The sequence below is a fragment of the Bradyrhizobium sp. Kon56 genome, assembly GCF_055807635.1.
Genome location: NZ_JBVVOU010000476.1, coordinates 1 through 261, shown reverse-complemented (window position 1 = coordinate 261; position 261 = coordinate 1). Strand labels below are relative to the sequence as shown.

Genomic DNA, 261 nt, shown 5'->3' with positions numbered 1-261 from the left:
AGGTTGCTCGTACCGCATGGCCATCGTCACCATGAAAAAGTCGTATCCCGGCCATGCCAAGCGGGTAATGCTGGGTGTGTGGTCGTTTTTACGACAATTCATGTACACCAAGTTCGTTATTGTCACCGACGACGACATCAACGCTCGCGACTGGAACGACGTGATCTGGGCCATTACCACGCGTATGGACCCCAAGCGCGACACGGTAATGATCGACAATACGCCGATCGACTACCTCGATTTCGCCTCGCCGGTGTCGGG

The 261-nt window shown here is 55.2% G+C and carries 1 pseudogene; it reads left to right on the top strand.

Annotated elements, in window-relative coordinates:
* Nucleotides 1-16: 16 nt before the first annotated feature.
* Nucleotides 17-261 (top strand): annotated as a pseudogene (locus tag AC0L3B_RS39730) (UbiD family decarboxylase); the annotation flags it as partial.